The organism is Halostagnicola alkaliphila, assembly GCF_055379965.1.
The window spans coordinates 2,204,832-2,229,898 of record NZ_AP043826.1 but is presented as its reverse complement, the minus strand read 5'-3'; the positions used below and the strand labels follow the sequence as shown (position 1 = coordinate 2,229,898).

26 protein-coding genes and 1 pseudogene are annotated in these 25,067 nt (G+C 58.3%); 9 read left to right on the top strand and 18 right to left on the bottom strand.

All coding sequences use genetic code 11. From position 1 onward, the window contains the following. Window positions 1–439: 439 nt before the first annotated feature. Window positions 440–1,480 carry a tyrosine-type recombinase/integrase gene (locus ACZ5C7_RS16425; protein ID WP_464377359.1) on the bottom strand — a complete coding sequence of 347 codons (1,041 nt, stop codon included), beginning with the start codon at window positions 1,478–1,480 and terminating at the stop codon, window positions 440–442. After that, window positions 1,470–1,862, bottom strand: coding sequence for a DUF5805 domain-containing protein (locus ACZ5C7_RS16420; protein WP_464377358.1), 393 nt, complete (start codon window positions 1,860–1,862; stop codon window positions 1,470–1,472). Before ACZ5C7_RS16420 ends, ACZ5C7_RS16425 begins: the two co-directional genes overlap by 11 nt. Before the next feature lie 1,760 nt (window positions 1,863–3,622). On the opposite strand from ACZ5C7_RS16420, the gene ACZ5C7_RS16415 reads away from it, so the two are divergent. Continuing rightward, window positions 3,623–4,951, top strand: coding sequence for a 5'-deoxyadenosine deaminase (locus ACZ5C7_RS16415; protein ID WP_464377357.1), 1,329 nt, complete (start codon window positions 3,623–3,625; stop codon window positions 4,949–4,951). 24 nt (window positions 4,952–4,975) lie between these two features. On the opposite strand, the gene ACZ5C7_RS16410 is transcribed toward ACZ5C7_RS16415, so the two are convergent. Continuing rightward, entirely contained in the window at window positions 4,976–5,356 is a 381-nt protein-coding gene (locus ACZ5C7_RS16410; RefSeq protein WP_464377356.1) for a Rid family detoxifying hydrolase, read from the bottom strand. An 80-nt stretch (window positions 5,357–5,436) separates the two neighbouring features. Continuing rightward, the gene (locus ACZ5C7_RS16405) at window positions 5,437–6,837 is read right to left on the bottom strand and encodes a uracil-xanthine permease family protein (RefSeq protein WP_464377355.1); all 1,401 of its coding nucleotides are present in this window, start codon (window positions 6,835–6,837) and stop codon (window positions 5,437–5,439) included. Window positions 6,838–6,983: 146 nt separating this feature from the next. Between ACZ5C7_RS16405 and hpt the strand changes: the two genes are divergently transcribed. Continuing rightward, entirely contained in the window at window positions 6,984–7,580 is a 597-nt protein-coding gene (gene hpt / locus ACZ5C7_RS16400; RefSeq protein WP_464377354.1) for a hypoxanthine/guanine phosphoribosyltransferase, read from the top strand. 50 nt (window positions 7,581–7,630) lie between these two features. Here the strand turns inward: hpt and ACZ5C7_RS16395 are convergent, their stop codons facing one another. The 6 genes from ACZ5C7_RS16395 to dph2 form a co-directional block, all read right to left on the bottom strand. Then, the gene (locus ACZ5C7_RS16395) at window positions 7,631–8,560 is read right to left on the bottom strand and encodes a hypothetical protein (RefSeq protein ID WP_464377353.1); all 930 of its coding nucleotides are present in this window, start codon (window positions 8,558–8,560) and stop codon (window positions 7,631–7,633) included. A gap of 56 nt (window positions 8,561–8,616) precedes the next feature. After that, window positions 8,617–10,497: an AAA family ATPase gene (locus ACZ5C7_RS16390; protein ID WP_464377352.1), complete on the bottom strand. Its 1,881-nt coding sequence runs from the start codon at window positions 10,495–10,497 to the stop codon at window positions 8,617–8,619. 142 nt (window positions 10,498–10,639) lie between these two features. Further along, on the bottom strand, window positions 10,640–11,470 hold the full coding sequence (locus ACZ5C7_RS16385; RefSeq protein ID WP_464377351.1) for an MBL fold metallo-hydrolase: 831 nt from the start codon (window positions 11,468–11,470) through the stop codon (window positions 10,640–10,642). A gap of 237 nt (window positions 11,471–11,707) precedes the next feature. Then, window positions 11,708–12,397, bottom strand: coding sequence for a DUF7344 domain-containing protein (locus tag ACZ5C7_RS16380; RefSeq protein WP_464377350.1), 690 nt, complete (start codon window positions 12,395–12,397; stop codon window positions 11,708–11,710). 200 nt (window positions 12,398–12,597) lie between these two features. Then, entirely contained in the window at window positions 12,598–13,164 is a 567-nt protein-coding gene (locus ACZ5C7_RS16375; RefSeq protein WP_464377349.1) for a DUF8173 domain-containing protein, read from the bottom strand. Between the two features lie 60 nt (window positions 13,165–13,224). Next, on the bottom strand, window positions 13,225–14,274 hold the full coding sequence (gene dph2 / locus ACZ5C7_RS16370; protein ID WP_464377348.1) for a diphthamide biosynthesis enzyme Dph2: 1,050 nt from the start codon (window positions 14,272–14,274) through the stop codon (window positions 13,225–13,227). A 216-nt stretch (window positions 14,275–14,490) separates the two neighbouring features. Between dph2 and ACZ5C7_RS16365 the strand changes: the two genes are divergently transcribed. Next, window positions 14,491–15,411, top strand: a complete 921-nt coding sequence (locus tag ACZ5C7_RS16365) for a cell division protein CdpA domain-containing protein (protein WP_464377347.1) — start codon at window positions 14,491–14,493, stop codon at window positions 15,409–15,411. A 97-nt stretch (window positions 15,412–15,508) separates the two neighbouring features. Continuing rightward, a complete protein-coding gene (locus ACZ5C7_RS16360) occupies window positions 15,509–16,540 on the top strand; it encodes a disk-shape morphogenesis protein volactin (RefSeq protein ID WP_464377346.1) in 1,032 nt (343 codons plus the stop codon). Window positions 16,541–16,590: 50 nt separating this feature from the next. On the opposite strand, the gene ACZ5C7_RS16355 is transcribed toward ACZ5C7_RS16360, so the two are convergent. Next, window positions 16,591–16,782: a hypothetical protein gene (locus tag ACZ5C7_RS16355; RefSeq protein ID WP_464377345.1), complete on the bottom strand. Its 192-nt coding sequence runs from the start codon at window positions 16,780–16,782 to the stop codon at window positions 16,591–16,593. A 189-nt stretch (window positions 16,783–16,971) separates the two neighbouring features. Here ACZ5C7_RS16355 and ACZ5C7_RS16350 point away from each other — a divergent pair, with 189 nt between their 5' ends. The 3 genes and pseudogenes from ACZ5C7_RS16350 to ACZ5C7_RS16340 all read left to right on the top strand — a co-directional run. Then, the gene (locus tag ACZ5C7_RS16350; RefSeq protein WP_464377344.1) at window positions 16,972–17,373 is read left to right on the top strand and encodes a DUF7961 family protein; all 402 of its coding nucleotides are present in this window, start codon (window positions 16,972–16,974) and stop codon (window positions 17,371–17,373) included. After that, window positions 17,370–18,053, top strand: coding sequence for an METTL5 family protein (locus ACZ5C7_RS16345; RefSeq protein WP_464377343.1), 684 nt, complete (start codon window positions 17,370–17,372; stop codon window positions 18,051–18,053). The genes ACZ5C7_RS16350 and ACZ5C7_RS16345 overlap by 4 nt, the downstream gene beginning before the upstream one ends. 121 nt (window positions 18,054–18,174) lie before the next feature. Beyond that, window positions 18,175–18,321 (top strand): annotated as a pseudogene (locus ACZ5C7_RS16340) (RNA-guided endonuclease TnpB family protein); the annotation flags it as partial. Between the two features lies 1 nt (window position 18,322). Here ACZ5C7_RS16340 and ACZ5C7_RS16335 read toward each other — a convergent pair. Beyond that, on the bottom strand, window positions 18,323–20,161 hold the full coding sequence (locus ACZ5C7_RS16335) for a rhomboid family intramembrane serine protease (RefSeq protein WP_464377342.1): 1,839 nt from the start codon (window positions 20,159–20,161) through the stop codon (window positions 18,323–18,325). A 124-nt stretch (window positions 20,162–20,285) separates the two neighbouring features. On the opposite strand from ACZ5C7_RS16335, the gene ACZ5C7_RS16330 reads away from it, so the two are divergent. Next, window positions 20,286–20,570, top strand: a complete 285-nt coding sequence (locus ACZ5C7_RS16330) for a DNA-directed RNA polymerase subunit L (protein WP_464377341.1) — start codon at window positions 20,286–20,288, stop codon at window positions 20,568–20,570. Window positions 20,571–20,737: 167 nt separating this feature from the next. Here ACZ5C7_RS16330 and ACZ5C7_RS16325 read toward each other — a convergent pair whose 3' ends face one another. The 4 genes from ACZ5C7_RS16325 to hisF all read right to left on the bottom strand — a co-directional run bounded on the left by ACZ5C7_RS16325 (window position 20,738) and on the right by hisF (window position 23,933). Then, window positions 20,738–21,058: a HalOD1 output domain-containing protein gene (locus tag ACZ5C7_RS16325; RefSeq protein ID WP_464377340.1), complete on the bottom strand. Its 321-nt coding sequence runs from the start codon at window positions 21,056–21,058 to the stop codon at window positions 20,738–20,740. Beyond that, window positions 21,055–21,906 carry a DUF7344 domain-containing protein gene (locus ACZ5C7_RS16320; RefSeq protein ID WP_464377339.1) on the bottom strand — a complete coding sequence of 284 codons (852 nt, stop codon included), beginning with the start codon at window positions 21,904–21,906 and terminating at the stop codon, window positions 21,055–21,057. Before ACZ5C7_RS16320 ends, ACZ5C7_RS16325 begins: the two co-directional genes overlap by 4 nt. A gap of 251 nt (window positions 21,907–22,157) precedes the next feature. Then, a complete protein-coding gene (locus tag ACZ5C7_RS16315; RefSeq protein WP_464377338.1) occupies window positions 22,158–22,994 on the bottom strand; it encodes a hypothetical protein in 837 nt (278 codons plus the stop codon). 126 nt (window positions 22,995–23,120) lie between these two features. Continuing rightward, a complete protein-coding gene (hisF, locus tag ACZ5C7_RS16310) occupies window positions 23,121–23,933 on the bottom strand; it encodes an imidazole glycerol phosphate synthase subunit HisF (RefSeq protein ID WP_464378463.1) in 813 nt (270 codons plus the stop codon). Between the two features lie 147 nt (window positions 23,934–24,080). Between hisF and ACZ5C7_RS16305 the strand changes: the two genes are divergently transcribed. Next, window positions 24,081–24,263, top strand: a complete 183-nt coding sequence (locus tag ACZ5C7_RS16305) for a DUF7550 family protein (RefSeq protein WP_464377337.1) — start codon at window positions 24,081–24,083, stop codon at window positions 24,261–24,263. A 22-nt stretch (window positions 24,264–24,285) separates the two neighbouring features. On the opposite strand, the gene ACZ5C7_RS16300 is transcribed toward ACZ5C7_RS16305, so the two are convergent. Together ACZ5C7_RS16300 and ACZ5C7_RS16295 are read right to left on the bottom strand one after the other, a co-directional pair. Then, complete coding sequence (locus tag ACZ5C7_RS16300; RefSeq protein WP_283837373.1) at window positions 24,286–24,507, bottom strand: ribbon-helix-helix domain-containing protein; 222 nt, start codon at window positions 24,505–24,507, stop codon at window positions 24,286–24,288. Window positions 24,508–24,726: 219 nt separating this feature from the next. Then, the gene (locus ACZ5C7_RS16295; protein WP_464377336.1) at window positions 24,727–25,026 is read right to left on the bottom strand and encodes a hypothetical protein; all 300 of its coding nucleotides are present in this window, start codon (window positions 25,024–25,026) and stop codon (window positions 24,727–24,729) included. Between the last annotated feature and the right edge of the window lie 41 nt (window positions 25,027–25,067).

The window sequence follows — 25,067 nt, the reverse complement described above, 5'->3', positions numbered from 1 at the left end:
TTCATCCTATGATCGCCCAGATTGCGAGTGGTGACACTGTCACAGCACCGTTTGTTTCATGCGCTGAGCGTGCGATTCTGAAATGCCGAATCAGTATTGTCCACCACTCTTTCAATACGTCTGAAAAATAGATGTAACGAACACCCACGCTGTGCATTGAGCCGCTACCTAGCCGAGTTCAGAGACTACTCGAGTAGACTGTTCGCGGAGGTCCGCTGTGGAATTTGCATCAACGCACTGGAGAGGTGGAGCTCAGGCTCGGATCCCACAGTTCAGGCACGAACGTCACATCGAGCATCATCTCTCGCATCTATTTGGCACCCAGGGGCGAGAAAATGATATAGCGAAATAAGATTTATTTGTCTGGTTCAAGACTGTGTATATTGAGTACAATCATAGTAAATAACTCTCTCTAGTAGAATTCGATGGAAAACACCGATCAAGAAAGTGTGTAAATATTCGATTCGTACACCGCCCGAACCTGATCACCCCAGTTATGGGTGTAGGTGTCGATGATGTCGCTTGCGACGTCTCCGCGGAGGTACTTCACAACACCACGATCTCCAGTCCGATCTCGCAGGTGAGTGGTGAAAAAGTGCCGGAAGTAGTGGGGAGTCACGTTTTCGGTTGCACCACCACCCGTGCGATACCAGCCTCGTTCTCGAGCGTGTTTCTCGACGATATATCGAATATCCGACGGAGTGAGCCGTTCCCCCCAGGAATCACCGGTATCGAGAAAGAGCGGTTCCGCGGGAGAGCGACTATCCGGACGGATCGCGAGCCACTCGATGAGAACCCCCTGAAGCTCGTCGTCGACGGGGATGATAGTGTCCCGTTCCCGTTTGTTGGATGCCGTTCGTTCCTCCCCGTTGACACTCGTCCCTCGAGACGGTTCTGCGGAGACGAAAAGCGAGTCCGGTCGGCGCTCGAGTTGTACGCGCGGCTCGAGATCGTACTCGAGGGCCGAAACGTCGATATTGAGGTCTCGAACGTCGAGGTTGCAACATTCGCCGACACGCATCCCCGTTTTGAGGAGAGTAACGAGGACGGCTCGCTCGAGCGGGTGACCGATCGAATCGACGAACGAGCGCATTTCCGAAATCGAGATCTCACGCCGCGTAGGGTTCGTATCGATGGATTCGGACATTTCCTCCATAACAAGCGCCATAGGATTATCTTCGAACGTTCCGACCCGGTTCATGTAGTCGTAAAATCGGTTGAGATAGGACGCATACGTTGCGATCGTACTCGGTTTCCGGTGCCCGCGAAGGGAGTGAATCCAGGCCATGCACTCCCGTCGGTCGGCGTCGCCCGGGGATTCGACACCGTCGAACTCCGAACAGACGTAGCTCTCGAATTCCCGGAGAACCCGTTCGTAGGCCTCGAGCGTGCGGTCGCTCTTGCCGTGATATCGCTGGTCGTCGAGAAAATACTCGATCGGATCGCTGACGGACTCTGCCGATTCGGCCTCAGTTGCCATTCGTATCACCGGTTGTGGTGTACCCACCGTGGCGACCGCTGTATCGAATTCGATTTTCGGCCTGCAGTTCTTCGAGCGTCTCCTCGAGTCGGTCTTCGATGTTGTCACTTACTGCCTCGAGGAGTTGGTCCCACGAGTACGTATCAGCAGACAGTAAATTTAGGACCCGTGTTTCGAGGCCGTTACCCCCAGGGTTAGCGGCCCCAGAACGGGGTTCCTCGATCGGGGAATCGAACCCCTTTCGACCGGCTTGAACCATCGTTCGAATAAATTCGCTTTGGCTCATTCCGAGTTCTTCAGCGTGGGATTTCCACTCGTCTTTCTGGTACTCGGGAACGTACGTCTTTACAGATTTCCGAGTTGTTTCGGGGGACTCCGCCATATTGAACGCATTCGATTCCCGGACCTTCAATCTACCCCATATTTCGAGCTAAGGGATTTTATCTCGAACCTCATGACTCTCCAGGCGTCAGAGGAAGCCCTACAGTTTAAGATACGAAGGCCCTGAGATACTACAATTTAAGATAAAAATAGAGCATTTCAGCGTTGACTTCGTCCAATAACAGTACGTCTCAAATCGAGAGGGCACACATACCAGATCGCTTATCCTGTTTGTCTCACCATCATTCCGGTACTGAGGAAAGAGAATAAATACCGCCAAAACGCAGTTGTGGTGAGTGTTTTCTCCGCTCCTTTCGAACGGTTCGGGGTGCTAGTGAACGCGTTCAATCCGTGTGTTGATCGATCTCGAGAATCGTCCACTGTGGATCCCTTCAGTCAGTCTCGTCCATCGATCTGAATCGCTAGATCAAGTGTTCTGTTTTTCGATATCTTCGATGTCGCTTATTACTGTATAAGAGTACGCTTCGGGTGGACAGATCAGTATCAAGGGTCAAAACCGGCAGGTTTGAGCGGAACACAGCGTCAAAGCGACGACTTAGACGTGGCCAACAACAAAGCGGCTTCACAGGGCACTCAGGGGCTGTTAGAACGACTACAGACGTATCGTTCCGTCGGTCGAAGTCAGCTCCTCGTTGGGCTCCGAGAGCGCTATCCTCGACCGGGTATTCGCTTTGGCGGAAATCGGGAGCTCGAGTCGTGACTAACGCTTTTCGACTCGACGACTGTCTCTGTCGTCGATTCCAAACGAACACCGGATACGGTCCGTCCCAAGAACGAGTTCAGATGCGGGTGAACTGGGTGTATTTGTTCCGTTTGCAGTTCTGACTCGAGTCTCGGGCGAATCGAATACATGGTGCGTTATCGAGAGCGGTGTTGAGTCACTCCGCGTGCGTTATCCCCTGGTTCGCCACCTCAGAATCCGACTCGAGCCGGTTCACAGGACGGGCGAGATGCCCCTACTCTAGATTGGCTCGAAGATCACACTGTGGCTTCGAACGCAAGCAACAACCAAGCGATAGAAGCACACCTGAGAGGTGCGCTTGAATAGTGTGGGACTAACGGTATCTTTTACCCGGCGAACGGCCGTTTTATGGACGTGAGCGTGAGCGGGGAGTACGTGCCCCTACCTCTACTCGAGCATAACACGGAGTTTACGCGAACGCCTCAGGGTCGTCGTACGGTTTTCTATTTTCCGTGAGTGAACGAATCGGAGCTAGGCGCGGTCAGAAGTTCCTGCGAAATCGGCAGGGCTTCCTCCCGACAGAATTTCCAATGTCCGCAAAACTCTGGTTTCGCTTGATGACCAGAGAACACCGCTCGCTTGACACCGAGTCGACTTCACTAGCTGATCAAACTATTCTCCGCTTGTCTTTGCGGGTAGTTCGTTCGATGCGGGCACTATCGGGCGACTACCGTCTTCGGAGTTCGTCGATTCGAGTCTCGAGTCCGAATTCGGTTCAGCGAGGTCGATTCATAACGTGAGCTATCGGATGACCGGTCTCGTCCCTCTCAACTGCCGTTGCTTAGTTAGGGGCTCTAACCGCGTAGTTAGTATTGGTCATTGTTTCCATGTTCGTTATGGTCGGGTGGTGACACTATACCTGTGGTCAATGTCGGACAGATAAATCTCATATCGCTATACCGAAGAATGGGAATAGGTCGAGGATGAAGGTCCGTCCATTCTCAGCCCCACCGCACAGAACAAATCGTTTTGACCCTGGAAACGAATTCTGGGGATAGATGCTACTCTCCGGAACGGTTATCGCCGACTCGAGATCCGTACTCGACGACGGTGCGGTCGTCGTCGAGGGATCCCAAATCGCTGCGGTCGGGGAGCGAAGCGATCTCCGCGATCGGTATCCGGATCTCGAGGAACACGAACACGATATTCTAGCACCGGGGCTCGTCGGCGGTCACATTCATTCGGTGCAAAGTCTGGGACGGGGAATCGCCGACGATTCGGAACTTCTCGAGTGGCTGTTCGAGTACGTCCTCCCTATGGAGGCGTCGCTATCGGACGACGAGATGGGGATTGCGGCGACACTCGGCTACCTCGAGATGATCGAGAGCGGGACGACGACCTGTATCGACCACCTATCGGTAAACCACGCCGACAGGGCGTTCGAAGCCGCCGGTGAGAGCGGAATCCGCGGGGTTCTGGGGAAAGTGATGATGGACCAGCGTTCGCCCGAAGGCCTGATCGAAGAAACCGAGGAAGCGCTCGCGGAATCCGAACGGCTGATTCAGCGGTACCACGGCTCGTTCGACGACCGAATTCGCTACGCGGTAACTCCCCGCTTTGCAGTCTCGTGTACGGAGGAGTGTCTCCGAGGGGCTCGAGAGCTCGCGGACGCCTACGACGGTGTTCGAATTCACACGCACGCGAGCGAGAACCGAGGTGAGATCGAAACGGTCGAATCGGACACCGGTATGCGAAACATCGAGTGGTTAGACGAGGTCGGGCTTACCGGCGAGGATGTCGTGCTGGCCCACTGCGTCTGGACGAACGAACGCGAACGGGAGATTCTCGCCGAGACGGGAACCCACGTCACCTACTGCCCCTCTTCGAACATGAAACTCGCGAGCGGCGTCGCACCGATTATGGACTATCTCGAGCGCGGGATTCCGGTTGCCCTCGGAAACGACGGCCCGCCGTGTAACAATACGCTCGACCCGTTCACGGAGATGCGACAGGCGAGCCTGCTCCAGAAAGTCGACCGACTCGATCCGGTTGCGATCCCCGCAGAGGAAATATTCGAAATGGCGACGATAACCGGCGCGGAGGCGGCCGGTTTCGATAAACTCGGCGAACTTCGCCCTGGATGGCGTGCGGATATTATCGGCATCGATACCGACAAAACGCGGGCGACGCCGTTGCACGAACCGATTTCGCATCTCGTCTTCGGTGCCCACGGTGACGATGTCGAGTTCACGATGGTCGACGGCGAGGTGCTCGTCGAGGGCGGGGAAGTGCGTTCGATCGATGCACAGGCAGTTCGCGAGGAAGCGTCCGAAATTGCACTCGATCTCGAAGCGTACCGAGAGCAGACCGACGACGCGCGCCCGTAATCGAATCAATTGTTCGTCGCGATCTCAGTTGTTCGTCGCGATCGCTTCGATTTCTATGCCGACGCCTTTCGGAAGGTTGGCCACTTCAAACGCGCTCCGAGCCGGCGGTTCGTCGTCGAAAAAGTCCGCGTACGTCTCGTTCATCTCGTCGAACGTATCGATGTCGTCGAGAAGAACGGTGACTTTGAGAACGTCGTTCATCTCGAGGCCTTCCTCGGCTAAGACCGCCTCGACGTTGGTGAGACTCTGCTCGGTTTGTTCGGCGATCGGTTCGTCGTCGAGCAGTTCGCCCGACGGGGTCAGCGGAATCTGTCCTGCCGTAAAGACCAGGTCACCGTTCGTGGTCGCCTGACTGTACGCGCCGACGGCCGCCGGTGCGTCGTCCGTACTGATGATTCGTTTCACGAGTAGCCGTTACCGTCTAATCGCTTAAATATTGGTGAGCACCTCACCTCGAGCGGGCCTCCCGATTTCGAACGATTCGTTCAGTCGTCGACACCGCTCGGTCCGTCCCGATCCGACCCCTCAGAATCACCAAGGTCGGTTGGGCCGTCTGGGTCGTCGAACAACGGACTCGAGTCGCCCGGAACGAACGTGTTCAAAAGCAGCGCGGAGAGTCCGGTCATGATGACCGCCTCGCCGAAGAACGTCTGTGCACCCTGTGGAAGCCCCTGCAGTGCTTCGGGGACAACCGCGACGCCGAGACCGAGACCCAGGGCAGTCGAAATGATGACCATATTCCGTCGGTTCATCTGTACGTTCAAGAACAGCAATCGCATTCCGCTTGCCGCGACCATGCCGACCATCACGAGGACGGCGCCGCCGAAGACCGCGTCCGGAATCGTCGTAACGACTGCTCCGGCGATCGGGCTCAGGCCCATAATGGCGAGAAAGATACCGCTGATCCCGACGACGTGTCTGCTCATGATCCCGGTGAAGTTGACGATTCCGACGTTCTGGGAGAACGACGTGACCGGGAACGAACTGAAGATCGCGCCGATAGAACTCATGAGCCCGTCCGCAAATATTCCGCCGCGGAACTCCTCTTCGTCGGGGTTGCGTCCCTCCGCAGCGGTGATTCCGGACATGTCACCGACCGTCTCCATCGCGGAAACGAGAAACAGGAACGCGAACGTAACGATCGCAACGGGATCGAACGCGTACCCGAACTCGCCCGGTGTTGGAACTTCGAACAACGCCGCGTCGCCGATCGGACTAAAGTCGACGACGCCGAATGCGACGGCGACGACGTAGCCGACGAGGATTCCGATGAAGACGCTAAGGATGCGTGCCATTCCATCGAGAAACAGATTGAACAGTACTGCAATTAGCAAGACGAGGCCCGCGAGCCCGAGGTTCTGTACGGAGCCAAAGTCCGTTGCACCCGGATCTCCACCCGCGGAATACTCCATTCCCGTCGGAATGAGGTAGAGTCCGATGATGATCACGATTAGCCCCGTTACCAGCGGCGGGAAAAACGGCTCGATGCGCCTGAACTGCCAGCCTATCAGCCCTTCGACGACGATTCCGGTGACCAATATCGCTCCGAAGACGGCCGCCAACCCCTGCTGACTTCCGATTGCGCTAGCCGCTCCGAGGAACGTAAAGCTCGTTCCCATGACGATCGGGAGTTTGGCGCCGACCGGTCCGATCGTGTACGCTTGAATAATCGTTGCGAGGCCCGAAAACAGCAGGACCATCTGGACGAGATATCCCGTATCTGCGGCCCCCAGACCGACTTCGCCTGCAACGAGGAACGCGACTGCGGTCGAGGGAACGATCATCACCAGGACGTGTTGAATGCCGAGCGGAATCGCCTCGGATAACGGTGGTTTTTCGTCGAGTTCGTACGCGAGCTCTATTTCACCATCCCTTTCCTCAGACATGAAGCGTTGTCTTTCACCTCTCAAATCCCGCATTTATAGGTTCTTTTCTCGAGGAACGGCGCGGCTCTTCGGTCGAAGCGTCGTCTCCCCACCGAGGGACCAAGAGCCAATCAATAGCTTTTATTCGCGCCACAAGAAGTATCGGCATGGAGAAACTGGAGCGATCGGTTCACGACGCGCCGATCATCGAGAAGGACGACTACGAGTACCTCGTCCACCCGATCAGTAACTGCGTTCCGGTGCTCGAGCCCAGCCTGCTTCGAGAAGTGGTCACCCGGATCGTCCGCGCCGCGGAACTCGAGAACGTCGACAAAATCGTCACCCCGGCCGCGATGGGGATCCACATCTCGACCGCCGTCTCGCTGGCGACTGATATCCCGCTCGTCGTTATTCGCAAACGCGAGTACGGTCTCGAGGGTGAAGTCTCGCTTACACAGGAGACGGGCTACTCGAAGAGCGAGATGTACATCAACGACGTTGACGAGGACGACAACGTCCTCTTGCTCGACGACATGCTCAGCACCGGCGGGACGCTCCGAGCGATCACCGAAGCGCTCGAGTCCATCGGTGCGAACATCGTCGATATCGTCGTCGCGATGCGGAAGGTCGACGGCGGCGACGCGATGGTCGACAGCGAGTACGACGTCGCGTCGTTGCTCGATATCGTCGTTCGCGACGGCGAAGTCACGATAATTCGCGACGAGGAAGAACGTCGACTCGTCGACGACCAACCCGCGACGTGACGAACGAGGTTCTGCCGGTTCAGACGTGCAGTATGGCTCGAGTTGCGTCGTTACTCGCCGAGACCGACCGCGAGTTCGGTTTCTGCCTCGCCGTCCGCCAGCAGTGATCGAACGCTAGCGATGATTTCGTCCGTTTCGGCGGTGTTTTCCATCAGTACCGTCTCGCTCGGGAAGAGTTGTTCGCCGAGCAAGAGGCCGTGCTCTCGAGCGGTCGATCCGGTGACCGTCAGATAGACGCCCACGCCCGCATTGGCGATGGCCGCCTCTTCTTCGACCGACGGAGCCGGATGCTCGAAGCTGATGCCTTCGAGCGCGTCCGTGCCGAGTACGGCCTGAACGAGTCGTTCGTATCGCGGGACGATACACAGCGATCCGGTGTACTCTTCGAGAAATCCACGGTCGATCGATTCGGACGATGGCGTCGCGTCAGGGGTCGCCATCAACGTGTGATAGACGGTGTCGCCGAGGCCGGTGACGACTTGCACGTCGGTATCTGACGGGTCGATCCGGGCGTTGATATCGGCGATTCGCTCTAACGGATCCGCACGCAACTCGACGACTTCCTCGAGGACGAGGTCAGCGCTGTCGAAGCCGAGCGCGAATTCGTGGGTGCGAAGCGCGCGAAACGGTTCCTCCCGTCCGACCAGTTGTATCGACGTCCCGTCCGGGACGCCGTCGACGCCCTCGAGCGGGATCGTGACGCTATCGAAGACGATCCGGCGCGGTTTCCCCGCGCGGTCGTCGCGCAACAGGGTGTACTCCGGTTCGGTCGGATCGTCGACGGTGCTGTAGTCTGCGAGACGATGGTATACGTCGTAGTCGCTCGAAAGTGCGCCCTTCGTGAGCGCCTTCTCGTGACGAAGCGTCGAACTGACGTCGTCCGCGAGATTGCCGACCCCAAGTCGGGTCGCCAACCGGTCCAGTACCGACTCGAGTGGTCGTCCTTTTCGAGGAATCGCGATCGGGATCGTCTCGCCCATTGGCCCAAAATCGACAACCGAGAACTAAACGAGTTGCGTTTTGTCGTTCTCCCGGCTCAGTTGGAGAACATCGAGCCGAGCTGATCGCGCCAGTCGTTCAATTCGGTGATGTCTTCGGAGAGCGTCTCGATTTCGCCTTCGACGTCTTCGACTGACTGTTCGACTTCCGCAACTGTCGATTCGACGTCGTCGACCGACTCCTCGATGGTCGAGACGCTATCTTCGACGTCGTCGACGGTTTGCTCGACCTCCGAGACGGTTCCTTCCACGTCCTCGACGGATTCTTCGACGGTTGTAACGGTGTCTTCGACCGTCGTGACGGTATCTTCGACGTCTTCGACGGTTTGTTCGACCTTCGAGACGGTTCCTTCCACGTCCTCGACGGACTCTTCGACGATTGTGACGTCTTCGACGACGTCACCGATATCGGCCTCGAGTTTCTCGACGTCGGACCTGTTCGTTTCGACGTCTGCTTCGAGTTCGTCGACGGCGCTGTGGGTCTCTCCCATTTCGGATTCCAGTTCCTCGAAACGAGTATCGATGCCGGTGACTTCCTCGGAAAGTTCGTCGAGTTGGTCCGTCGCCGAGTTCAATTCCTCACCGAACAGCGCCGTCTCGGACTCGACGTGATCGACGTCCGAAACGACTTCGTCGAGTTCGGATTCGGTGGCGTCGACGCGTCCTTTCATCGAGTCGAGTTCGGATTCGACCCCTTCGAGTTCGGCCCTGAACTGCTCGATAATCTGCTCGCCGGTGCCGTACTCCTCGAGGAACTCTTCGATCGCTCCCGAGTACGCGGCCACTTCCTCGACGCGCGATTGAAGGTGGTCGACTCTCGCGAGATCCGGGCCGTTCATTTCGATATCGAGTTCGGAACGGAGGATCTCGAGATCCCGTTCGCTAACGGATCCGGATCGGATTTCGTCCGCGAGCTGTGCGCTGACGGAGTGCGACTCGCCATCTGCTGGTGGCGCTCCCACTGCCGTTTCGGACTCGGATTCGCCGCCGTCGACTGGTTCGCACTCGGATTCGTCGTCAACTGATTCGGATTCGGGTTCGTCCTCAGGGGTCGTCTCTGTGTCGCCGATCGCATCAGCGCGGTCGGATTCGGTTTCGGAATTCGTCTCGGGTCCGAGACCGAGTTCAGCTTCAGGGTCGTCGACCGACTCCGTCTCGTCGTCTTCCGGACCCGGAATGTCGTCTTCCTCGAAGTCGAGATCGACGCCGGAGGAGTGTGCCTGGTCGCCATCTTGTGTCTCTTCAGTTTCCACAGTTTCCTCGGTGCCGTCGTCGTCCTCGAGACCGAGATCGTCGGCATCGTCTGCCTCAGAAGCGGCATCGTCCGCCGCCGGTTCGTCCACGCCCGATTCTTCGGGGGCGGAATCCTCATCGAGACCGGGGACGGCGTCCGAATCGCCGGATATCATGTCTTTGACGACCTGATTCCGATCGTCTGTGATGATCTCATCGATCATGGTGTCGTCGACTTCGTTGCTACCCGCCGCTTCGGTTCCACCCAAAGCGTTCTCTCGGTCGTCCGCATCGCCAGCCGCCTCAATCCTCTCGTCGTCCGTTTCCACGTCGACGGTAGTGGAGTCGGTCAGAAACTGACCCGCTTCGGAGTCGTCGCCGATACGGATGCCGTACACGGTGACGAGCGTCTCCTCGGGAGAGAGCGTTCGAGTGAACTCGACGTGATGATCTTGAAACGCAGTCCAATCCTCACTGTAGTAGTTTGGATGGAACCCCACACCATCCATGGGAAACGATTCGGGAATATCTTCAGAAACAGTGACGGTGACCGCTTCGTCGCGGCTCGAGTCGATTTCGAATCGAATTGCAGGAACCGGGAACTCGTCGGCTGCAAATAGTTTCCGGACAGTCACCCCGTCAGAACGCGTCTCGATTACCTCGTCTATGTCAGCGGCTGAACTCATGAACGCAATATTAACTTACCATTACTATAAATTGCACGGCAGTGTCGACGGTGGCGATTTGAAACGGTAGAAGGCTACATTGCCCAGGAACGTGCCGTTCTGGCTCGGAGAACGTGCTAAACTGACGAACGCCGCTGGCGACTTAGAGGTCGACTCTGTCTCCGATCTCGATGATTTCGAGGTCCGTTGGATATTCGAAACTGTTCGCGTGATGGGAGAGTGCTTTCGGGTCCGCTGTCAGTCCCCGCCACATGTCCCAGTGACTCGGACAGAGCGTGTCGAGTTCGAGTGCACTCGCCGCCTCGATGATCTGGTTCTCGTCGTTGTACCAGCGGGTTCGTTTCGGTTCGCCGGTCTCCTTGTCGGGAACGTTCCCGACGGTACCAAAGGCCAGGACGCCGACGTCGATATCGTATTCGTCGCCGATTCGCTCGAACTCGTCCGACGGTTTCGTATCGCCGCCGTGGAAGAACGTCCCCGCCTCGTGTTCGATGACGTAGCTTACGGGATGGGTCGCATCGGGATCGTTCGCTTCCTCGACGTGGAGGGTAAACTCGCCGATTTCGATCGTGTCACCTTCCGTAACCTCTTCGAACTGCTCGTCGGTGACGTCCCACTCGTCTGTCCACCCCTCTTCTTGGGTGACGGCGAGGCTGTCGTCGGGTCCGTACAACGTTGCGCCGGTGTTCTCGAGGATCGGAGCCTGGCTCGGTCCGTCGACGTGATCAGTGTGTTCGTGGGTGGCGAGGATCGCATCCGCGTCGGTGATATCCGCCGGATCGAAGGGAATCGGGATCATCCGAACGGTTCGCGGAGGGTCTCCGATTCCGACGTACGGATCGATAAAGACCGTCGTTCCGTCGCTGCCTTTCAGTGCGAAGCCGTTGCAGCCGAAGTACCAGATGGCGACGCCGTCCGGATTGGCGTCCTCTATCGCACGAACAAGCCACTCGTCCCAGTCGCTCGTTGTCATACCTGTGCATGATCGGAGTACGTGCGTAAGTGTTGTCGTTTCCGCTTCAGTTCGTGAAAGTTGTGGCCGATCCGTCTAGCTGTGGCCGATCCGCCTAGCTGTGGTTGATTGGTCTATCTACGATCGAACCGAGTGGCTGGAGTCGAACACGATCGCTAGAATCGAACCGTCTAGTCGAAATTGATCCGTTTTCGACGAAATGGTCGAGAAGAGTCGGTCCGTCGGTTCCGTTCTCAACTAACACGAGGTCGAGAGTTCGACGATGGCGGCCGTTTCGTTGTCTCGGTCTTCTGGCGTCCGGGAGCGAACTCGATTCGCCTCGGGATCGTAGTGGATGAGTCCGGCGTCGGCCAGAAGCGGCAGATCCGTGTGCGTGATGAGTCCCTGAACGCGCTTCCAGTCACCGGTCGATGTCGGCTGGTTGCGGCCGTCTCGCAGTTGCTGACTGAGATCGACTGCGATTGCTTCGACAGTTACGGCGTGGGACGTTCCTGCAAGGGTTTCGAGGATGTATCGTCGGCGTGGATCGGCGACCGCTTCGAACGCAGCATCCGTTTCTTCGGCGTTTTTCTCCGGGAACGTGAACGCATCCTGAATATCTGCATCGAGAGCGGCGGGGTCGACGGTCGCCGTAGCGCGTCTGGATTCGGTTTCGTAGGCTATCAATCCTGCATCCGATAGAATCGGGAGATGACGGTGGTGCAGATCGATGAGGAGTGATTCGAGAGACCCGACCTGAGGCGCGTCGTCGTCGGCCTCGAGTCGCTCTGCGAGTTCCGACGCCCCGACGCTCGAGTTCGGGGACTCGAATAGAATCGCAACGAGGCGTCGTCGGACGGGGCTGGCAAACGCTTCAAGCACGGCATCGAGTCGTTTCTCGTCGCCAGTTCCAGGTTTACTCGTCGGACCGTACGCATAGTTCGTCATTACTGATTCTGGGGACGCCACCTCATTAAGCACGTTCCCAAACCCCTTAGGACTGCAAGAATGAAAAGTCATACCACGAGCACTGTTCGCACGTTGTGACGGAATCTGCGTCGTCGTACAGGGTGAGAGACGCCTGTTAATTGTCGTGTTCACATCAGTACGATCCCAAGAAATCCTGAGAGAGACTCACTCTGACTGACTCACGTCGACTTCCAGAATCCGTACGTGAACGATCCGAGACCGGTACTCACGAGAACGAAATCGAGTATTCCACCGAACACCGGGACCACGGAGACGAGGGAAACGAGCAGCGACCCAACGACCAATCCTTGCCAGTAACTGGACCCGCCGACGAGCGCCGTTCCAACTGCAACAGTCGCCAAAACGGAGGCGAGTAAGAGGCCGATCGCAAAAACGAGTAACCCGGGAATGAGGACCAACACGCCGACTATCGTGATTACGAGAACGACCGCGCTTCCGATAGCGATGACGAGCGCAAGCAAGCCGTACAGGAACGATTCGCCGGGCATGGAACGCATGCGGTCGACGTTTCGTTTCGACCACTCCGGTGCAACTCCGAGAACGAGCGTGCCGATGATCAGCGTTATGACGAACTGAACAACGACCTCGAGAAAGATCGAAAGCATCGGGTCAAACGGTGATTGCGGTCCAGGGTTGGACGGGGATTGCGACCCAGGGCTTGTTTGCGCGATAGAACTGAGGAGCGTGCCCAGTTCCAGGCTTAGCGAGACCGCTATGGCGGACATGCCTCTATCGAGAGGGAAATACCATAAATGTATTTTGGGTTACAGTTCCTCGAGACTCGGCTACCAGGTGCCGTGGAAGGTGTCGAACTCGAGACTGTCGAGCGGTTCGTGGCCGACGGCGATTTCGTACTCGCCCGGGGTGAGCATCGGCTTGTGGAACTGCGGGCCGTCGTCGGTCGTGATTCGCGGACAGCCGGTGTTGACGAACGCGTCCATGTCGAAGTTCCGAAGCCGGTCTGGCGTGACTTCGTCCATCGTGATGAGGTAGGCGTTGTCGTTTTCGTCCAGAATGTCCTGGGCTTGCTCCCAGCGACCCTGACCGATTTTGGTACAGAAGATGACGCCCCACTTTTCGGCGTCCATCGCGCGGTGGATCGCGCCGTAGCGCTGTTTCATGAACTTTTCAGTGTCCGCAACGGTGACGACGTTGTTGACCGGGTCGGCGATGACGACGTGCTTGTCGGGGTGTTCCATCGCGAGGCCGAGCGGATGGAACTTACCGCCGCCGACGTAGAGGATCTGGTTTGCCGGCACGTCCGCACTCGCGTAGTTACAGCCGAGCACCTGCCCTTCGTGGGTCAACCGTTCGTCGCCGCGGCGGCTGTCGACATCGTAGCCGCGCTCCTCGAGGAACGTTTTCATCTCCTCGTAGAGGTTCATGTGCTGGGCGGTCGTCACGAGGCCGACATCGGGGTCGTCTTCGGGATCCTCGAGCGTCTCGAGGGCTTCGTCCATGATCGGCGTGACGTCGACGTTCGAAAACAGGGGCACGTAGATCACCTTGTCCGTGTCCTTCATCGGCGAGTGGCCGAAGTGAACGAAGACGTCGGTGCGTTTCATCAGGTACGTATCGAGGTCGCAGGCTCCGTAACAGGGCTGTCCCGAGAGCATGATCGTCACGTCCTCGCCGACGCGTTCCCGGAGGTCGTCTGCGACCTTCGGTCCGCGACGTTTCAAGCCTTCGGGGAACTGGAGCCCGACCTTGGTGGCGTCGCGTTCGTCGATTTCGTCGACGATCCGCTCGAGTTCGTAGTCCCACTCTCGGTCGTGCTTGAGGCTCATTCCGGTGTTTCGGAGGTCTCCCTCGCTGTACTCCGACTGCTGGCTCATTATGTTTTCATTCGTGGGCGCACGTAAAACGGCGGCGCTTTCCGGCTCAGTTACGGAATCACGCGTTCCGACTAAGTCTCGGAGTCGACCGTTTCGCCACCGTCACGAAAGCGGGACTTCCTAACGGGTTCGGCGGCGACGTGAGACGACCTGTTGGCAGTCGTCACGTTCTCGTGGTCCGAAAAGTCATGGTACTGCAGTATAAACGAGGTGTCAATGGGAGCACGAGGCGATTCGGACGGATACCTATTCGACCTCTACCGTCGATACATTGGCGAGCCGTCGGGCCGAAACGACATCTATGTTGGATTTGGCCTGTTCTTCGGTGGTATCGGACTCGCGGTAACAGCGTTGGTACTTTTCATTTGGGGAAGCACCTACGAAGCACGTTCGTCGACATACGTCATGTGGACGGAACCGGCCTACGGGTTCGGAATGTTGTCGCTTCCGGCGATGATGCTCGGGATCGTCGTGTTGTTGCCCTCGAACCGACGAATGCTGTATACCTCTCTCGTGGGTGCGACAGTGACGCTCGGAGCCGTTCTCGGATTCTTTCACGCGTATCCTCTAGACTGGAACGGTCACGGACAGGATTACACGGTAGCAGTCGTTGCAGTGTACGCAGTCGGCGTTGCGGGGCTCATCGCCTCGACCGGCGGCGCGCTGATCGCACACTATCTCGAACTCGCCCAATCGGCCGGGGTCGGTGAGAGAACCGCAGCCGACGACCGAGAGACGGACGAATCCTACACTGACGAGGAGATTCAACAGGATATCGACGCTGCGATGGAAGACGTCGAACTATCCTGGGGCGGTGTCGAAAAAGGCGACAACACGAAACTCAGTTTTAGTGGTCACGAGTTCGATAACGTCGAGATTGACAACACCGCAACGACAACCCGATCGTCCGGCGTTGACTCGCAGGTGGCGGGTCTCAAGGGACTCAAAGGGGGCGAAACGAAGACGACGACCTCGAGTTCGTCCGTCGAGGATCAGACGGCGAAGCTCAAAGAACTCAGAGAGCAAAAGCGGGCCGAAGAAATGGCGACGGACGACTCGAGCGGTGCGCTCGATACTGTGACGAAACCGTTTAGTTCGGTTGTCGAACGGTTGCGCTCGCTCTTAGGCCGAAAGTAATCCAGTTGCAACTGCGCGAACTGTCGGTTCTCGTTACTCTGTTCCAGATAAAAATAATCCACATAGATTTATAAGTTGTCGGTGGCCTTCCCAAACTATGGCCAAAGGCCTAGACGTTGGGACAATGAACATCCTGTCTGCCCAGCAGGATGGCGATGACACGGTATTTGTACAGCAACGAAACTCCTTCGTGGAGATCGAGTACTCGGATATGGCCGAGCAGATGCTCTCTCGAAGCGAAGTCCTCCACATCCGTAAGGACGACAAAGTGTACGTCGTTGGCGACGACGCACTGAACTTTGCGAACATCTTCAACAAGGAAACGCGGCGACCGATGAAACACGGGATTCTCTCGAACGACGAGAAGTCCGCCATCCCGATGATGAAACTCATCATCGAACAGGTCGTCGGCGAACCGACCTATCCTGACGAGAAACTCTACTTCTCGACCCCCGCGGATCCGATCGACGACGATCTCTCGACGCTTTACCACCAGAAGACGATCGAGTCGTTCCTGAACGACATGGGATACGACGCCGAGCCGATCAACGAGGGAATGTCCGTCATCTACTCCGAACTCGCGGACAACAACTTCACCGGCCTCGGTATCTCCTTCGGCGCGGGGATGACGAACGTCTGTCTGGCGTACTACGCGGTCCCTGTCATGAAATTCTCCGTCGCCCGCGGTGGCGACTGGGTCGACGAACAGGCCGCTCGAGCGACCGGGACGCCGGTCGACAAGGTCACCTCGATCAAAGAGGACGACTTCGAACTCGACTTCACCACGGACGTGGGCGGCGTCGAAGGTGCCCTCTCGATTTACTACGAGAACCTCCTCGATTACGTCATCGAGAACATCGTCAGCGAGGTCGACGAGGAAGACGTCGAGGAAGGACTCGACGTTCCCGTCGTCGTCACCGGCGGGACCTCGAGCCCGAGCGGGTTCGAGGACCTCTTCCGTGACCACTTAGCGGACGCGAACATTCCGTTCTCGATCAGCGGCGTTACCCACGCGAACGAACCGCTTTACAGCGTCGCGCGCGGTGGCCTCGTCGCCGCCCGTTCGGACGAAGATGTCGACCACGACCGCGACGAGGAAGAAGCAGAAGCAGCCACGGCGAACGAATAACAGCGACCTCACCATCGCTTTCACCCGCTGTAAACCCCCCTTGGCGCGGCTTACTCTTCATCGGTACTCTCGGTTATGTCGTAAAATCGATTGAAGGCGTCCCGCCACGATTCGAGTTCCGGGAACTCTCGTTCGTGTTCGACCGGAACATCGGCGTACCCACAATGGCCACACGTCACCGTCGTCACGTCGGCGAGCGAAAGCCGCTCGAGCGGGGACGAACATCGTGGACACTTCTCCATACGGATTCCTGTGACGGCACGTTCTTAACTTTATCTCAGAATCCGTCGATCGGACACCGCGCTTTTGAATCGACGACGCCCACCGAACGTCGTTGCGACTGATGTCGACTCGTTCGATCGGATCGACACACTGTATAACCACTGAACATTTACAAAACCTTTTGTATGCGGCTTACGTATCCCCGAGCAATGAGTACGTCACCGAGCCCCACTATCGATCAAACGATCGAACGGTGTCAACCCGAAGATATTACCCCGGTTCGACTCGAGGCGGAGACCGTCAAATCGACCGCTCCAAGCTACCTTCGCGAACTCAAATCCGAACTGCAGGAAAACGGCCTCTTCCCCGCTGGGCTGACGGTCGAGGCCTCGTTCGACGAAGATTGTTCGCTCGTCACGCAACGGGAAGCAGACCGAATTCGAGAGTACCTTCGCGCCGGTTCGTTCCTCGGCGTCGGCTCGGTCCACGTTTCCGTCGACGACGTGGCGGACCCCGAAAAGGTTCGACCCGCACTCGACGCCTGCTTCGAGCGAGCACGACGGGACGGAATCGCGCTCGAGATCGATTCGTCGGTGCCGCTCGAGCGGTGAGCGTGCCCTCGCGGCGAACGCTCGCGCGACGATTAGAGGACGTTGCGGATTTTAGGGAGCCGTCCGCCGACTTGGAGCAGTATCTCACCCCAGCCGAAGTCGCGGCCCATATCTGCCATTTCGCTTCGTTACAAGGTGATTTAGCCGGCGACACCGTCGTCGATCTGGGAACCGGAACCGGGATGCTCGCGATCGGTGCCGGTTTCTGCGACGCCGACCGCGTCATTGGGATCGATATCGATCCCGACGCGCTCGCACTCGCTCGTCGCAACGCGCAATCTGTACTCTCTGATCGCTCCGTCGGCGGTGTTTCGAGCGAGGGATCGATGGTTCGAAGTCCTCTCGAGTGGGTCCAAGGTGACGTTACCCGTCCGCCGTTGTCAGTGACCGATGCGACGGTGCTCTCGAACCCGCCGTTTGGCGCTCAGCGAGGGAATCGTCACGCCGACCGCGACTTTCTCGAGACGACCCGCTCGATCGCCGCGACATCCTACACGATCCACAACGAGGGTAGTCAGGAATTCGTCGAATCGTACGCGGAGGACGTCGGTGGAACCGTTACTCACGCGTTCCGTGCGACGTTTTCGCTGGATAACCGACTGGAGTTTCACACCGACGAATCCCGTACACTCGAGGCGGAAGTGTTTCGAATCGATTGGGACTCGGGCGATCGGCAGTAACGCTCAGTCGACGCCGAAGCAGTGTCGTTAGCTGAATATAGGCGCTAAGCCCCCCATCCTCAAGGAGCACCGCAGTCCGCGCCAGCGGACAAGAAGCGTGCGTTATCCCACGGAATTTCCCGTCGAGCAACTAGGAGTGGGACACTCCGAATCAACGCCTGTGGAGACTGTGCTCCCTACGGGAACCACCACGGTTCCTGCAAAGTGCGTCGTGGAATCAGGAAGCCCCGCCCTCAGCGAGGCCTTCAGGCCGAGCAGGGCGGGGTAGTTCACTTGATTTCGTTGTACTCCTCTTTTTCTGCGACTTGAACGATCGTTCCGTCGGCGCTCGCGTAGATTCCGCCATTTTCGTGGATGAACTCGATGCCGTCGGCCTGGGCAGTCTCGCCATCATCGGGAACCTCAACGACCGCCGACTCGACGGTCTCACCGTCGTCGTTGGTCAGCTCGACCTCGAGAACGAATTCGTCCTCGTCGGTCCCGACCGTGACCATCCGATCGTCGATCTGAACGTCCGCCGTCGACTCGTCGGCGGTAAACGCCAGCTGTCCCTCGCCGTCGGCTTCGGAGAGCCAGATCTGGTAGACCGGATCGTTCCCCGTCGGAACCCAGCCGGTCCGTTCCACGTGGACGGTTTCCCGCCAGCCGGGGCCACCGACCGAAACCGTTTCTTCCCCGCTGAACTCGAGTTGGTGGGCGGTCACCGTTTCCTGCCAGATGTGACGTTCGTCGCTCGAGACGATGACGCCGTTCGATTCGACCGTCGTATCCTGCCCGAACGCGCCAACATCGATGACGCCGACGAGTTCGTTTTCTGCCCCTTCGACGTACTCGATCGTGTAGTCCTCGACGGCGATCGAGTTGTCCGGCGAGGCGGTGTCTCCCGATATCACGAAGAGATTGACCGGAATTGCGGGTCCGGAAATGCCCGCGACCACGACGATGAGTACGAGGAAGGCGGCTTGACGCCCGCTGAGTGCCGAAAACACCCCCGAATCGCGCGGTTGGCTCCCGCGGTCGATAGCGGCGACACGCTCGAGGTCGTCCCTCGTTTTGTCTCGAGCCGAGGCCCCGATCTCGAGGATACGATCGGTCGTGACGTTCGCACGAATCTCGCGACGTGCTTCCGACGAACGGGTGAACCGTTCTCGGATCGATGCGGGAACGATCGGCCGATCCGAGGCGGTGACCGCGGCCGTGACGACGAGTGCGAGCGCGGTAACGATCGCGACGCCGGGCCCCTGAAACAGGTAGAAAAGGTTCTGTCCCCCGAACCAGTAAATCTGCCACAGCCCCTGTGCGAACCCGAAGATGAGAATCGAGATCCAGACGTGAAGCGGGTTCGGACGATAGTTCCGCCGCTCGAGAAGGATCGCACCGAGGATGAAGCCGACGAAAAACCCGAGTGCGTGGCCCTGGATGGCGACGTTCGCCCACGACGGTGCGGTCGCGGGGCTCGGTTGGGCGACGTAGACGCCGATCGGGTTCGAAAGTGCCCGATAGGTCGTCAGCAAGATAGATTGGCCGCCGAGGATCGCGACGATCGTGTGGATCGGGTACCGAACGATCGCGAAACCGGCGAACGCGAAGACGATCCCGGAGAAACCGATCACCGGGCCGAGCGCAAACAGGCTCGTGAGGAGTCCGACTGCGATAACCGCCAGCGGAAAGATGACGAACGCTCGAATTCGCGGATCCGTCCATCTGGATGTCCTCGAGTGCTCGTCTCGTCCGTTCGGATAGTGACCCCAGGCGTATTCTGCGATCGGCGCGATCGCGAGCGCTCCGAAGAAATTACTCAAAAGGTGTCCCGCGCTCGCGTGCGTAAAGGATGCCGAGGCCATTCCGAGCGGGTAGTAGTACGACCAGGCCCGGTACGGAATGGAGACCGGATCGCTGAAATCGGAGATTCCGTCCTGGACGAAGAGATACACGGCGAGAACGAACGCGAGAACGATGACCGTCCCCCACGGGACGCCGAAAACGAATCGGGATCGGGCCACGTCTCGCCACCGCTGATCGGGGTCGTGCAAGCGTCTAATAGCCGCAATCGAAACGACGAACGTCGCTGCGAGAACGAGCCCCAACGCGACCCCGATCGGATCCATATCCCTCCCGTTCGAGCGAAGCGGTATAGGGATTTATCTTTCTCCTGTCTTCGTGCGGCGATGCCCAAACTGGACGAACGGTGTCTTCGAAAGGTACAAGCACGTGACGCTCCGATGAAATCGTATGGAACTGCGGGTCACCGAACGTACGGAGACCGAGCTTTCGATCGAGATCGGTGGAGAGGATCACACGTTCATGAACGTGCTCAAAGGCACGCTCCTCGAGCACGAGGACATCGCTGCGGCAACGTACGACGTGAACCCAGAACAGTCGGGTGGACAGACGGAACCCATCCTGACGATCAAGACCGAATCGGGCGTCGACCCGATCGACGCGCTCGAGGAGGGCGCGGGCAACATTCGCGACAAGACGGCGGCGTTCCGAGACGCGTTCGAAGCGGCTGCATAGTTCCGGGCACGGCGAGACCCGGTATTTTGGCGATTCGTAAGTGTCCTCGAGCCGAGGGCTCATCTCGAGGCACGGTTCGGGATCTCCTCTCGAAGCACGATTCTCGGGGTCTCCTCGCGATAACCGAACCACAGCAAATCGACCACTGGCGAGGAGCATATTTGCACCTACCTCCGTCGCTCGCTATCGCCTTCGGCCGGCCGAACGCGAACTTCACCGGTTCTCACTGTAACGCCGCAACCGTTGAATTCGAACGAGAGTACGGTGGGGCTGGTCTCGTCCAGTCGTTCGAACACGCTATCGACGTGGTCCGGATCGATAACGTCGTACAGCGGTTCGAGGTCGAGGGCCGGCGTGGCCGTATACGATGCGACCGCCCTGACGATCGCTTCGCTCGGTTGTTCACCGTCGTCGATACTGTAGACGAACGGTGACGATCTGGAGTGTTTTCGATCGGTACCGTCATCGGAACGGGGTTGTTCTGTCATGTTTCGAACGGAAGATTCTGCAGGAAGGTCTCGCTCTGGTAATCGAGATGATCCAAACGAGGGCCTAACAGTTCCCGGACGAGGACTACCAGTGGGTTCGTTCGTCCCTCTCCGACCATACCGATCTCGTTCATCTTCCCGCCGGGCGACGACTCGTCCCAGAGGCCGACGACGACTTTCTCGCGATCCGCGAAAATCAGTCGACTGACCGTCGGATAGCTCGAGGAGTCGTTCATCCAGTCCAACTGGGGTTCCCAGATCGTCGCTTCGGGAAGAGATTGTTTGAAGAAGCGACGGGTTTTTTGCCCTTTCGCACCCGCGTAAAACGCAACGTCGCGTTCGATCGCGTTTTTCGCGTGCGGGATGCAATCCTCGTGTAACAATTCCTCGGAGGTGTATATGAGAAATACCTCTTCGTTGGCCTTGTCCGCCATCTCACGGGCGTACGTATACACCTCGTCTCGGCCGTCGAGCACTCCGATTGCGCTCTCGTCTGACTGGTTCGTCGTTCTGAACCGAGACAGCAGTTCGTCGATCACTTCGATTTCCCGCCACTCAGCGTTCGCCGCCGTGTAATCGCCGTATGCGACCGTATTTTCGTCGGGATCGTAGGCGATCAGCCCTCCCTCGTCGAGTCGCGGGAGGTGACCGTGATGGAGAGAGATGATGCACTTCTCGAGTTTGTCGTCGTAGTCCGTCGAACGGAGTACGTCATCATCCCGAGAAACGAGCCGTTCGGCGATCTCAGTCGTCGAGAGATCCTGAGCGGCGTCATTGAGCACCTCCAAAACCGCTCTATTGGTCGAATCCGAGAGCAATCGGATAACCTGTTCTTCCTGTGAATCCATACCACGTTTTGAGCGCCGTGGGAGTTAAGCGTGAGCCGATTTTTCCACCACCTGATCGATTGATACACCACCAAATCGCCGCGACCTACCGCATGTCGAAGCGTTCGAACGATGGTCAAACGGATTTCGCCGAGACTGGCAGTTACCAACTCGAGCGCGAACGGACACTAGTGGCGATCCAAGCCTGAACTGACGAGTGAATCCGATAGCGGTCAACCGGCTTTACTCATCAGTCGACGCTTGGATCGGTACTAGCACGCGAAATGGAGGATGAACACCGTTCCATCGGGACCGACGTGAACGTCGATCCCTTCACTGCCGTGATCCGCTCGATCGGTTTCCCGTGACTCCAGTAACTCCTCCGTCACAGATTCTGCGAGATCGTCTTCGGAGCCGTATTCCTCGATCGAAGATCCGGCGATGATCTGTGTTCCCTGTGGCTCCTGTTCGCAAGGGAGGTCGAACTCTGTCGAGTCAACTCGTTCACTCTCCTCGTCGGTGTAGGCACTGAGGACGATCCGTTGATTCTCGGCCGTCGCGAACTCCTCGAGACCGTCGTCATACGCGAGCGCCTCGTCGAGTTCACCGCCATCGCTGGTTTCGCCTTCGTCAGTCGCTTCCCGCTCGGCATTCAGCGCCTCGTGGACTACCAACGCCGTTTCCTCGAGGTCGATCCCCTCCGCCTCGGCGTCCTCTCCGGGAACCTCGACCCCGACTCCGGGTAAAACCGACAGCGGGACGATACCGGTTGCGAACAGACCGACGACGAGCGTGATCACGACGATGATCGGCGAGTACGGTTTCGCGACCTCGAGCCACCCGGGAACTTCGAGATCGTTGTCGACGTCCTCGAAGGTCTGTCTGGTCTTCTCGAGGGTGTGGTTTCCACAGCGGGCACAGGGCGGCGAGTTCCGCATGTGCTCTCGCCCGCAGTTCGTACAGGCCCAGACGTAGGTCGGTGCCGTCTCGACCGTGCCGTCGTCCGCCTCGGCGTCCTCGACTCGATTGAACGAGTTGTAGCCGCAGCTATCACACGGGGGATCGTTCGAATCGTGCGGTTCGTCACACCACGCACATCGCCACGTCACTGTTAGTAGCGGTCGACCGCGCGTGTATAAGGATATTGAATCGCGGATTCTGGTTCGTATCCGCGAACGGATTTCTTCCGCGACAGCGCGACGGCCTGCGAATTTCTGAAGCGGTCGGCTGACCGCTCACCGTCGAACCGGAACGTCCTGTTCGGCGAGGTGGTCCTTGACCTCGGCGACGGAGTACTCGTCGAAGTGGAAGATAGACGCTGCGAGTCCCGCATCCGCGTCCGCCTCCGTAAAGACTTCGTGCATGTGTTCGGGCCCGCCACAGCCCGACGAGGCGATAACGGGCGTGTCGACTGCCTCGCAGACCGCCGTCGTGAGCGGGATGTCGTAGCCGTCTTTCGTCCCGTCCCGATCGATGGAGTTGACGAACAGTTCGCCCGCGCCTCGAGACTCGACCTCGCGGGCCCACTCGATGACGTCGACGCCGGTTCCTTCCCGGCCGCCCTTTTTGGTACACTCGAACCAGCACGACTCCCCGTCGATTTCGACGTAGTTTTCGCCGGCTTCGTCGTAGCGACGGCGCGCGTCGACGCTGATCACGATGCACTGACTGCCGAACGCTCGAGCCCCCTCGTTGACGAGTTCGGGCCGCTCGAGCGCGCCGGTGGTGATCGAGACCTTGTCGGCTCCCGCGCGAAGCGTCTCTTTGATGTCTTCGGTCGTCCGAATTCCACCGCCGACCGTCAGCGGGATGAACACCTCGTCGGCGACGCGAGAGACCACGTCGAGCATGGTCTCTCGTCCCTCCGCGGAGGCGGTGATATCGAGAAAGACGAACTCGTCGGCTCCGGATTCGTTGTACGCTTTGGCCATTTCGACCGGGTCGCCGGTGTACTTCAGATCCTCGAAGTGGACGCCCGTGTAGACGGCGGGATTCCCCTCGTCGTCGAGATCGACGTCGATACAGGGAATGACTCGTTTCGTGAGCATATCGACCTGTTGGGGCGACCGGCGTTTGATGGTTTCGACCACGACATGGCTTCGACTCATTCGAGGCGCTTTCCGAACGGGTCGTCTAACAGCCCGGTTCTCGAGCACGTAGGAGGTCTTAAGTGATCGAAACCGAAAGCACTCGGTATGGCAGACGACAGCGAACCCGCAGTGGACGATGATTCGGGAGCAGACGTCGGTCACGATCTCGAGGCGGACCGAACGACCGCGCCGATGAGTGACTTCCCGCTCAAAAACGTCGGTATCGGCGCAATCGTTCTGGCCGTTGGACTGGCGATCAGTTACGCCCTTCCCCTCCTGGCCGCCTGAAGAGAAGAAATCGAACCGCGAATTAGAAGACGTACTCGTCGTCGTGGCCCATCATTCCGTCGTCTTCGAGGCCACCGCCGCCCGTTTCGTCTTCGTCCATCGGTCCGCTCGTTTTGTAGGCCTTGATACCTGTCGACAGGAGGTCTTCGATCGCTTCCTCACGGTTGACGAACTCACCGCGCTCGACCATCTGCGCGATTTGCATCTCGAGGTGTTCTGGGATAGTGATCTCTACTTTCGGCATCTGACTCGCGTTTCGGCAAGGGGGTATTTAGATTTGACGGGGATTGTGCACTCTTGGGAACGCTGGCTGATACGAACGGATCGACGAGCTCGAAGACGGCTTGCTGTCCGGTCACGTTTCGAACGAGTCAGGAAGCACGGCTCGAACGATGCGATCGCAAAATACGCGCCTCGACGCGAGAAATTGGAAGGGGTCGCGAATTTTGGTGGCGTGTCCGAACTACTTGTTGCCCATCATCGAGTCGATGGTGTTCTTGATCGTCGAACCGGGCTGGGTAATCATCTCGAGTTGCTGGCGCATCTTCCGCTGGTTGAAGTAGCTCGCGAACGCGAGGATCGTCGGGGGCCAGAGTCCGACGAAGAGACCGCGCTGTCGGTCTCCGCGGATGAAGAAGTAGTACCACGACAGCCCGACCGACGCAGCCGATGCTAACAGTGCGGGGCCGAGGGCCTGTTCGCCGACTTCCTGTGCTTGCTCTCCGGAAACGTGTTCCGTTCCCATCTCTTGTTTTGAAGCCATGCGTCAAGACGGTCGATGAGACCGTACTAATTCGTGGCGAG

Bases quoted from the DNA above. Each gene is read 5' to 3' on its own strand.
- ACZ5C7_RS16425 (WP_464377359.1), bottom strand. From the start codon at position 1,480: ATGGCAACTGAGGCCGAATCGGCAGAGTCCGTCAGCGATCCGATCGAG.
- ACZ5C7_RS16420 (WP_464377358.1), bottom strand. From the start codon at position 1,862: ATGGCGGAGTCCCCCGAAACAACTCGGAAATCTGTAAAGACGTACGTT.
- ACZ5C7_RS16415 (WP_464377357.1), top strand. From the start codon at position 3,623: ATGCTACTCTCCGGAACGGTTATCGCCGACTCGAGATCCGTACTCGAC.
- ACZ5C7_RS16405 (WP_464377355.1), bottom strand. From the start codon at position 6,837: ATGTCTGAGGAAAGGGATGGTGAAATAGAGCTCGCGTACGAACTCGAC.
- hpt (WP_464377354.1), top strand. From the start codon at position 6,984: ATGGAGAAACTGGAGCGATCGGTTCACGACGCGCCGATCATCGAGAAG.
- ACZ5C7_RS16395 (WP_464377353.1), bottom strand. From the start codon at position 8,560: ATGGGCGAGACGATCCCGATCGCGATTCCTCGAAAAGGACGACCACTC.
- ACZ5C7_RS16390 (WP_464377352.1), bottom strand. From the start codon at position 10,497: ATGAGTTCAGCCGCTGACATAGACGAGGTAATCGAGACGCGTTCTGAC.
- ACZ5C7_RS16385 (WP_464377351.1), bottom strand. From the start codon at position 11,470: ATGACAACGAGCGACTGGGACGAGTGGCTTGTTCGTGCGATAGAGGAC.
- ACZ5C7_RS16380 (WP_464377350.1), bottom strand. From the start codon at position 12,397: ATGACGAACTATGCGTACGGTCCGACGAGTAAACCTGGAACTGGCGAC.
- ACZ5C7_RS16375 (WP_464377349.1), bottom strand. From the start codon at position 13,164: ATGTCCGCCATAGCGGTCTCGCTAAGCCTGGAACTGGGCACGCTCCTC.
- dph2 (WP_464377348.1), bottom strand. From the start codon at position 14,274: ATGAGCCAGCAGTCGGAGTACAGCGAGGGAGACCTCCGAAACACCGGA.
- ACZ5C7_RS16365 (WP_464377347.1), top strand. From the start codon at position 14,491: ATGGGAGCACGAGGCGATTCGGACGGATACCTATTCGACCTCTACCGT.
- ACZ5C7_RS16360 (WP_464377346.1), top strand. From the start codon at position 15,509: ATGGCCAAAGGCCTAGACGTTGGGACAATGAACATCCTGTCTGCCCAG.
- ACZ5C7_RS16355 (WP_464377345.1), bottom strand. From the start codon at position 16,782: ATGGAGAAGTGTCCACGATGTTCGTCCCCGCTCGAGCGGCTTTCGCTC.
- ACZ5C7_RS16350 (WP_464377344.1), top strand. From the start codon at position 16,972: ATGAGTACGTCACCGAGCCCCACTATCGATCAAACGATCGAACGGTGT.
- ACZ5C7_RS16335 (WP_464377342.1), bottom strand. From the start codon at position 20,161: ATGGATCCGATCGGGGTCGCGTTGGGGCTCGTTCTCGCAGCGACGTTC.
- ACZ5C7_RS16330 (WP_464377341.1), top strand. From the start codon at position 20,286: ATGGAACTGCGGGTCACCGAACGTACGGAGACCGAGCTTTCGATCGAG.
- ACZ5C7_RS16325 (WP_464377340.1), bottom strand. From the start codon at position 21,058: ATGACAGAACAACCCCGTTCCGATGACGGTACCGATCGAAAACACTCC.
- ACZ5C7_RS16320 (WP_464377339.1), bottom strand. From the start codon at position 21,906: ATGGATTCACAGGAAGAACAGGTTATCCGATTGCTCTCGGATTCGACC.
- hisF (WP_464378463.1), bottom strand. From the start codon at position 23,933: ATGCTCACGAAACGAGTCATTCCCTGTATCGACGTCGATCTCGACGAC.
- ACZ5C7_RS16305 (WP_464377337.1), top strand. From the start codon at position 24,081: ATGGCAGACGACAGCGAACCCGCAGTGGACGATGATTCGGGAGCAGAC.
- ACZ5C7_RS16300 (WP_283837373.1), bottom strand. From the start codon at position 24,507: ATGCCGAAAGTAGAGATCACTATCCCAGAACACCTCGAGATGCAAATC.
- ACZ5C7_RS16295 (WP_464377336.1), bottom strand. From the start codon at position 25,026: ATGGCTTCAAAACAAGAGATGGGAACGGAACACGTTTCCGGAGAGCAA.